Annotated in this window: 6 protein-coding genes; 3 read left to right on the top strand and 3 right to left on the bottom strand. The window is 63.8% G+C overall.

Annotated elements, in window-relative coordinates; all coding sequences use genetic code 11:
• The 3 genes from F4Y38_16600 to F4Y38_16590 form a co-directional block, all read left to right on the top strand.
• A partial coding sequence (locus F4Y38_16600; protein MXY50902.1) for a pyridoxal-phosphate dependent enzyme occupies nucleotides 1–1,203 on the top strand: 1,203 nt, incomplete at its 5' end.
• A complete protein-coding gene (gene pdxA, locus F4Y38_16595; GenBank protein ID MXY50901.1) occupies nucleotides 1,061–3,811 on the top strand; it encodes a 4-hydroxythreonine-4-phosphate dehydrogenase PdxA in 2,751 nt (916 codons plus the stop codon). The genes F4Y38_16600 and pdxA, both read left to right, overlap by 143 nt.
• Complete coding sequence (locus F4Y38_16590; GenBank protein ID MXY50900.1) at nucleotides 3,808–5,568, top strand: peptide ABC transporter substrate-binding protein; 1,761 nt, start codon at nucleotides 3,808–3,810, stop codon at nucleotides 5,566–5,568. The genes pdxA and F4Y38_16590 overlap by 4 nt, the downstream gene beginning before the upstream one ends.
• Before the next feature lie 201 nt (nucleotides 5,569–5,769).
• Here the strand turns inward: F4Y38_16590 and F4Y38_16585 are convergent, their stop codons facing one another.
• The 3 genes from F4Y38_16585 to F4Y38_16575 form a co-directional block, all read right to left on the bottom strand.
• Nucleotides 5,770–6,051 carry an integration host factor subunit beta gene (locus tag F4Y38_16585; protein MXY50899.1) on the bottom strand — a complete coding sequence of 94 codons (282 nt, stop codon included), beginning with the start codon at nucleotides 6,049–6,051 and terminating at the stop codon, nucleotides 5,770–5,772.
• 31 nt (nucleotides 6,052–6,082) lie between these two features.
• Entirely contained in the window at nucleotides 6,083–6,961 is an 879-nt protein-coding gene (sppA, locus tag F4Y38_16580) for a signal peptide peptidase SppA (GenBank protein MXY50898.1), read from the bottom strand.
• Between the two features lie 114 nt (nucleotides 6,962–7,075).
• Nucleotides 7,076–8,704: LysM peptidoglycan-binding domain-containing protein (locus F4Y38_16575; GenBank protein MXY50897.1), on the bottom strand; the 1,629-nt coding region annotated here is incomplete at its 5' end.

The following is an 8,704-nucleotide window of genomic DNA, read 5'->3' as shown; positions in this document are numbered from 1 at the left end:
GGCGCGGACGAGGCAGGGGGCGGCGCGGACGAGGCAGGGGGCGATGCGGCCGCGCTGACCGTGACCTACGACTACCCGGCGATCGCGTCCCAACTGAACGTGGAGGACTGGGGCCGGTCCGGTCACGGCATCTGGCGATTCGACGCCCTGCTGCCGCTGCGGGATCCGGCGTCTCAGATCTCGCTGGGCGAGGGGAACACGGCCCTCGTGCGGCCCCGGGCGGTGTGTGAGACTACCGGGTTGTCGAACCTGTACATCAAGAACGAGACGACCAATCCCACCTGGGCCTTCAAGGACCGGTTCCACGCGTCCTCGGTCTCCATGGCGCGATCCCTGGGCTACAGCCGGGTCACGGCCAGTACCACGGGCAATCACGGCGCTTCGGCCGCGGCCTATTGCGCCGCCGCGGAGATGGACTCCTGCATCATCCTCTGCCATCCCGAATCCTCCATGCTGCAGCGGGACATGATCGCCCTGTACGGCGGCCACGCCTTCGTCTTGGAAGACCGCTTTCAGTACCTGGACACGCTGATCCGGGACCACGGCTTCTATCCTTCGACGACCATGACGCCCATGCCCACGGGCACGCCCTTCGGCATCGAAGGCTACAAGACCATCGCCTTCGAGATCTTCGTGCAGCTCGGCGACCGGATTCCCGATCGGATGTTCTGCCCCATCGCCGCGGGCGACGCGCTGTTCGGTCCGTGGAAGGGATTCAACGAGCTGCGCACGCTGGACCTCGTCGATCGACATCCGGTCATGCATGGTGTGCAGCCGGCGGGATGCAATCCTTACGTGCAGTCGTTCCAACAGGGACGCGGCGACGTGATCGTCCACCCCGATCCGAGTTCCATCGCTCTGTCCATCCGCGACGACACCGGGGGACCCCTGGCGCTGGGAGCCATCTACGATTCCGGCGGCGACGCGACCGACGTCACCGAGGATGAGATCATCGAGGCGGTACGCCTTCTCGCGCGGAGCGGCTACCTGGTCGAACCATCATCGGCGGCGTCCGTTGCCGGAGCGATCAAGGCCGCCCGGGCGGGTCGGCTCGCCTCGGATGAAACCGTCGTGTGCCTGGTCACCGGATCGTGCGCCAAGTGGCCGGAGGTCATGGCTGAACTGGCAGACCGCGACGCGCCGGTCGAGCCCGCCTGGGAAGAGATCGCAGCGCGGGCCGGCCTCGCCGGCGATGCGTCCTGAAAGCACCACCATGACTACGCCCATGTACATGCTCGCCGACGACCTCGCCGGCGCTCACGACGTGGCGGTCCCCTTCGCGAAACGGGGCTTCGCCGTGGCCGTGCCGAACGGTCCGGACCGGCTGGATCGATTCGATTCGGCGGATATGGTCGTGCTGAATACGGACACCCGTTCCTGCAGCGAAGCGGAAGCCGCCGATCGCGTGGGGGCGTCCTGCGAGGCGATACGGGCCCGGGCGGGCACGTTGATTTACAAGAAGATCGACTCGACGCTCAGGGGACATGTAGGCTTCGAAATCGACCTCGTCAGCGACCTGATGGACTTCGGCCTGGTGGTATGCGCTCCGGCCTTTCCTGAAATGGGACGTATCACGGTGGGGGGATATCAATTGCTCGGCGGCCTGCCCATCAGCGGCGCGGACATGGCGGGTCCCGACATCCCGCCGCAACATGCCTTCATCCCGGATCTCCTGGACAATGATTCCGGCAGGGCGAGGGCCCACATTGATTTGAAAACCGTCCGTGGCGGTTCGGCAGCAATCAGAGGAGCGCTTGACGATATCAAGGCTGCGCCGGGAACTACAGTGGTGGTGGATATGGCGGACCCAATGAGATGGGATGGGCTGCTGGACGCGGTATTTCAGGACCATGATGATTTTGAGGAGAGGCGATCTTCAACGCCTGCGGCGCCTTCGGTGCTGCTCTGCGGTTCCGGCGGCATGGCCGGCGCCCTCGCGGAAAGGTTGGCGCTCACGTGGAAGCCTCGGTACCCCTCATCCCGGACACAGCGGACATCTTCCAGCAAGCCGCGATTTGCCGCACCCTCACCGCCACCGAAGGACGGTCCCGTACTCGTCTTCGCCTGCAGTCTGCACGACACGACCGCCCGACAGGTCGTACAAGTAAACGGTCGGAATTCGGCGGCCATCTGCTCCTTCGATCCCCTGTCGTTGGTGGATGATCGGAAGCGTGAGGGCGAGGTGGATCGACTGACTACTAGCGTCGCGGAGGCCATGGCAAACGGGCGGAACGCGGTCGTTACCCCCCTGCGTCCGGACCGTACGGACCATACGGAGTGGCGGGCGTGGATCGGTCATCTGGCCGCGATAGCCGCCGGCCGCGATCCGTCGTTGGTGGTCATCGAAAACCTGGGTGAAGTCGCCCGCAGGCTGTTCACGAAGGCGAACCCGGGTGGTCTCGTGCTTACGGGCGGGGAAACCGCCGGCCGCGTCTTTCAGGAATTGCGTGCCGATGGCGCCTGGATACGCGATGAAATCGACGCAGGTATTGGCCGCGCCGTCGTCGCGGGTGGGGCCCATGACGGCATGAGCCTGGTCATCAAGCCCGGCTCCTTCAGCGACGAGCACACGCTGGTGGAGGCCGTGGAACGCCTCTCTCCACGTAGCGGTGGCACCACCAGACCCTATGGCAAGCGGGCATCGGGCAACCGCAATGGAACCGGTACAGATGAACGCCCGGTCATCGGGATCACCCTGGGCGATCCGAACGGCGTGGGACCGGAGGTCATCGTGAAGATCCTGTCGCAGGAATGGATCTACGAATTGTGCCGGCCGCTGGTCATCGGGCATGATGAAGTCATCCGCCGGGTCCTGCCGCTGGTCCGGGCCTGCGCCTCCGATAACGACGAAGGCCATGGCAACGACGAAGGGCATGACCCTTCCGGCGACGAAGAAGGCCAGGGCGACCGTAGTCCCGGACCATGTCTCGACGTCCATCCGATCGAACATCCCGATGCGGGCCTGTTCCGTCACGGCGCGATTGATGTCATGAATGCGCAGGAAGCGGAAGTGGCAATCGATAGCCTGGTGCCGGGTCGTGTGCAGTCCGAAGCCGGTCGCCTTGCCGTGGAATCCGTGAAGCGGGCCGCCCGCATGGCCATGGCAGGCGACATCGCCGCCCTGGTCACCGCGCCGATGAACAAGGCGGCCATGAGCCTGGCCGGATACGCCTACGCCGGCCATACCGAACTGCTGGCCGAAATCACGGGAACGAAACGATTCCGGCTCGCGCTGGCCTTCGACGGGATCCTGGTCTCCCACGCGACGACTCACGTCTCCCTGCGAGACGCCATCGACCGCCTGTCCGAAGATGAAATACGCATCACCCTGGACCTGGTCGGCAACGCGCTGGCCGGCATGGGCGTGGCGGCGCCGCGGATCGCCGTATGCGGACTGAATCCCCATGCGGGCGAGGGCGGACTCTTCGGGGACGAGGAGATCCGCATCATCGCGCCCGCCATCGAAAAAGCGCGTGAGAAAGCCGGTGCCCGGGGTTGGCGGATCACGGGTCCCCTGCCGCCGGACACCGTATTCATGCGGGCCCGGAAGGGCGACTTCGACGGGATCATCGGCATGTACCACGACCAGGGACACATTCCGGTCAAGGCCATCGCCTTCGACCGCACCGTGAACGTAACCCTCGGCCTGCCGATCATCCGAACCTCCGTGGATCACGGCACGGCCTTCGATATCGCGGGCAAGGGCATTGCCGACGCGGGCAACCTGGGCGAGGCGCTTCGGATGGCCGTGTCGCTTGTCGGCGAACAGTGGTCCATTGGAGATGGAAAAGGAGCACAGGCCACGTCATGAAATCGAAACTGCGGCCGACCCGAGGACTGGCGGGTGGATCGACCAGAGGATCGGCCGAAAGATCGACGGGAAGATCGACCGGCCGGCGCTATCCGGCCATCCTGGCAACCTCCCTGCTGGCATGCGCAGGCATGCTTCTGGCCGAAGCCATCCCGCTTACCCCGCAGGACACCGACCCCGTCTTCAACACCATCGGCAAGCAGATGCCGCCCGATGCGGCGCCGCTGGAGTTCCAGACCTACCGGTTCATGCGGGACGAGCCGCGCAGCCTGGACGTCAGCGTCAACCTCTACGTGGGGCAGTGGAACGAGTTCCTCTTCGAGACCCTGGTCGCCAAGGACGAGAACGGCGATCTCATCCCGGCGGCGGCCGATCGCTGGGAGGTCTCTCCCGACGGCAGGACCTGGACCTTCTATCTGCGCGAAACGGGGAGGTGGAGCGACGGCAGGCCCGTCACCGCCCACGACTTCGTCTATACGTTCCGCAGGTCCCTTTCCTACGAGACGGCCAATCCATACGCTGCGTTCTACAGCGACATCGTGGGTGCGACGGCCTACAGCCAGACCGCGAACGCCGACCCGGAAATGCTGGGCGTCCGGGCCGTCGACGACCATACGCTGACCTTCGAAACCACCCATCCGGCGCCGTACCTAGGACTCATTCTCTCCGTCCCCACCTCCATGCCGGTGCCCCGGTGGCAGGTGGAAAAGTACGGACCCCGGTGGACCGAGGAAGGGAACTGCGTGACCAATTCGAGCTACAGGCTGACGGAATGGAAGCACGGCAGCCACATGAACTTCGAGCTCAATCCCTATTACGACGGCCCCATCAAGGGTTACGTGGAGAAGATTCACCGCGTCTTCCGCCATCCGTCCACGGCCAACCTGCTCCCTTACGAAAACGACGAGGTGGGATTCGCCGAGGTACAGGCCAACGAGCTGATCCGTGTGCAGCGCGATCCGGAATTGAGCTCGGAACTCGTTTCCAACCCGACCGACGGGACATGGTACATCTTCTTCAATACACGGAATCCGCCCTTTGACGATGCCCGGGTCCGGCGCGCCATCGCCCGGACCATCGACCGGGAAACGATCTGCCGCGTAGTCCTGCACGGTGCCGCCGTTCCCGCCTATTCCATGCTGCCGGTCACCTTCGACGCCCACGACGACTACAGAGCCTACCAGGACTTCGATCCGGAAAAGGCGCGGAAGTTGCTGGCAGAGGCCGGTTATCCCGGCGGCCGCGGGTTTCCGGTGATGGAGATGTGGCTGAGGCAGCCGAGACCCGATATCCGGATGGTCGCCGAGGTGGTCCAGGGCATGCTTCGGGAGCACCTGGGCATCGGCATCACGTTCCGCAGCGCCGACTACCCGGTATTTACCAACTACATGTTCAACTGGAACATCGACCTGGGGATGGTACCCTTCTTCGGGGACTACCGGGATCCCAAGAACATGCTGGACATGATCTGGCGTCCCGGAACGCGTGGGCGCAGCCGACACGATTTCGAACACGCGGAATTCGAGGCGTTGCTGGACGCGGCAGACCAGGAACTGGATCCAGGAAGACGGACGGAAATCATCCGCCGGGCCGAGCGCATCCTGGTCGAGGAGGCGGGGGCCGCTTTCGTCTTCCATCCCATGGCGAACCATCTCTTCAAGCCGTGGCTCAGGGGACTCAAGACCAACCGATTCGGCGGCAGGACCGTGATCTTCACGGATCTCTATATCGGCGAGGATTTTCCCGGTGCGAGGTAGGACTTCGGGGCTGGACGGCGCAAGACCGGCGCAGCGTCCCTCGGGGGACACTCGCTGCCTTCGGAGGCCCGAAGGCCGCCGGTTGGCCGCCGATTTTACTTCTTCTTATGTCTGTCGGCCCGTAAGCGTTTCTTGCGCTTATGGGTAGCGATCTTCGACCGTTTGCGCTTCTTACCACTCGGCACGTCTGTCTCCCCTGGGTTAGTTTTCCTTCTGTACTCGGTTTTTAAGATGATCTGACGGTTTGAAAACCGGCACCACGCACGGTGGAATCCGTATCCCCGTTCCGGTTTTCGGATTGCGGGCGACGCGCGCCTTCCTTTCCTTCACCTTGAAAATGCCGAATCCACGCAGTTCGATCTTCTCGCCCCTTCCCAGCGCGGATGAGATCGAATCCAGCAACGCGTTCAGCACTTCCGCGGTGTCCACCTTGGTCATCCCGGTGGATTGTGCGATGCGAGCCACGATATCGGCCTTAGTCATACCATTCTCCTTGATCGTAGATGTTGCCGCATTATCGATACCGGTATTCGACGATGCCCGGAGAATACAGACCGGTCATCATCTCCATGTTCTCCATCAACATCTCGAAAAACGTCTTGGGCCGCTCCCGGACCACGCTGGGTTTTTCCGGAAGGCCGGCCATCCTGCCGGCCAGGGCGATCGCGTCCTGGTAGGTCCCAAGGCGGTCCACGAGACCCAGGGGCAGCGCCTGGTTTCCGGTGTATATCCGTCCGTCCGCCCGGTCGACCACCTCTTCACGGGAAAGCGGCCGGTAACTGGCTACCGCGCCGACAAACTGGTCGTATACGTCGTCGACCACGGACTGTACGATCCCCATCTCTTCGGCGGTCATGCTGCGGCTCAGCGAACCTATGTCCTTGTGCCGGCCGCTTTTGACGACCTGCCAATCGATGCCGATCTTTTCGAGCAGATCCTCCGCGCTCGGCGCGACGGTGATCACGCCGATGCTCCCGGTTATGGTGCCTGGGTTGGCCACGATGGAATCGGCAGCGCAGGCGATGTAGTATCCGCCCGATGCCGCCACACTGCCCATGGACGCCACGATGACCTTGCCCGCTTCCCGGGTCTTGCGCAGTTCGTCGAAGATCTCCTGCGTGGGGGCTACGGCGCCGCCGGGGCTGTCGATGCGGAGCACGATGGCCCGTACGGAATCGTCCTCGCGGTACTTGACGATCTGCTTGACCGTGTCATCGGCCCGGGTGATCGGACCCCGGACTTCAACCAGCGCGACCCGGCCGCCGCCCATGCCGGAGAGGGAACGGTCGCTGCTCAGCATGGGACCGGCAATAAGCAACAACATGACGATAACGATAACCAGAACCCCGCCACCGAGCAGTCCACCTATAATCCAGTCTGATTTTCGCGCCATGACAACGCTCCGCTACCCCGCGTCGTTTTTGAATTCGGGTTCATCCCGGACCGTATTCAGGACCGGAATAGCCGTGATCAAAATATCACGTTAGTATAAGAATGTCAATGACTTTTAAGAGTCGGACGGGTCGATGCGGAGCCGGTCTCCGGGATGTATGGCGGTGCGCCTGCCCAATCCGTTCGTCCTGCGCAGTGCGCTCACGGTCACATTGTGGGCCCGTGCGATATCCCAGAGGGTGTCGCCCGGTTTTACGGTGTAGATGATGGCACCGGATGCCGCTGCTCCGCCCTCGCCGCGGTTCGATCCCTCTCCCGTACCGGGGGTTGCGGTCGGCGTCGAACCGCTGCCGCCCGCGGCGCCGCTCGGGCGCGGAACGTAGATGGTCAGGCTGCGGCCCGCGATGATGTCTCCCGGGTTGTTCAACTTGTTCCAGTCCTGCAGGTTGGCCATCGAGACGCCGTATCTCTTGCTGATGCGCTCCAGTGTATCGCCGCGCCTGATCCGGTAGGAGATGGCCTGATGGGTGGCGGGATCGGGCGGCGGCACGTCTCGGGGCCTCCGGTTGGCGATGGATTGATTCGACGAACGGATCGATGAGCCGAAAAGCGGTATGGCGAGCACCTGGCCGATCCGCAACCGGTTCGGGCGGCGGATGTTGTTCTCGGCGATGATTTCCCCCGTTCGCACGCCGAACCGGCGGGAAATCCGCCCCAGCGTGTCTCCCCGGCGGACCCGGTAAAACGTCATTTCGGAAGGATCGGGTCCGGGCGGTTCGATGCCGGCCCACGCGGCGTAGGCGCGCCTGGTACCCAGCGGTACGTTGAGATCGAACCCCGGCACGGCCTTCCAGCGCCGAAGTTCCGGGTTCAGTTCACGCAGCTTCCCGACCTGGATCTCCATGCCTTCGGCCACTTCCTCCAGTACCATGGCGCGCTGCACCGGGACGGACTCGTGTATCACCGGAAGGCCGCCCAGGGGTTCGAATCCGTATACTTCGGGCGACTTGGAGATTATGGCCGATGCCATGACGAAGGCCACGAAGGGGATCGATCGGCCGGGCAGCCTCATGTTCCAGAGACTCAGGCTCCCCGCCCGCTGCACGGGTTCGGACCCGGCATGATGGGCGGCCATGACGAGGTCCCAATTGCCCAACTCCAGGTAGAGGTCCTTGAACCTCGCCGCCGCCGCCCGTGTAGACTTCTCCGGATCGTAACGCTCGTCGATCTCGTCGTTCCGGGTCAGTCCGTAGCGTTCCGCGACGGAGGGGGTAAGTTGCCACAGGCCCGCCCCGCCTTCCGGAGAGCGCGCCCTGGGATCGAAGCCGCTTTCGACCATGGCGACGTAAACCAGGTCGCCGGGCAGTCCGGACCTGGAGAGTATCGACTGGATCATAGCCCGGTAGCGGTTGGTCCGACCCAGCCATCCGGCGAAAACCCCGGAAGCGTCGCCCCGCAGGACGTGGATCGCCTTTTTCACCCGGTCGTTGTAGCTGATGGGAACGTCGAAACGGCCGAAATCGGGCCAGGGAGGATCGGGGGCTTCGACTCGGTCGAATTCTTCCAGGTAGGATGCGAGCTGGGAGAAACCGCCGATGCCGGACTGTTCTTCGAGGTAGGTGTCCGCTACAGAAGCCGCGTCCGGGACGGCGGAACCGGATGCGAGACCCTCATTCTCCTCCTCCGAATCAGTGGTGATCCCTAGATCGCCTTTAGTGGCCGGGGTGTTGGTGTTGGCCGGGGC

It is taken from the genome of Gemmatimonadota bacterium, assembly GCA_009838645.1.
In the GTDB taxonomy this organism is placed as follows: Bacteria; JAAXHH01; JAAXHH01; order JAAXHH01; family JAAXHH01; genus JAAXHH01.
Note: the sequence above shows the minus strand (reverse complement) of the source record. Positions and strands in the feature narration are given on the sequence as shown.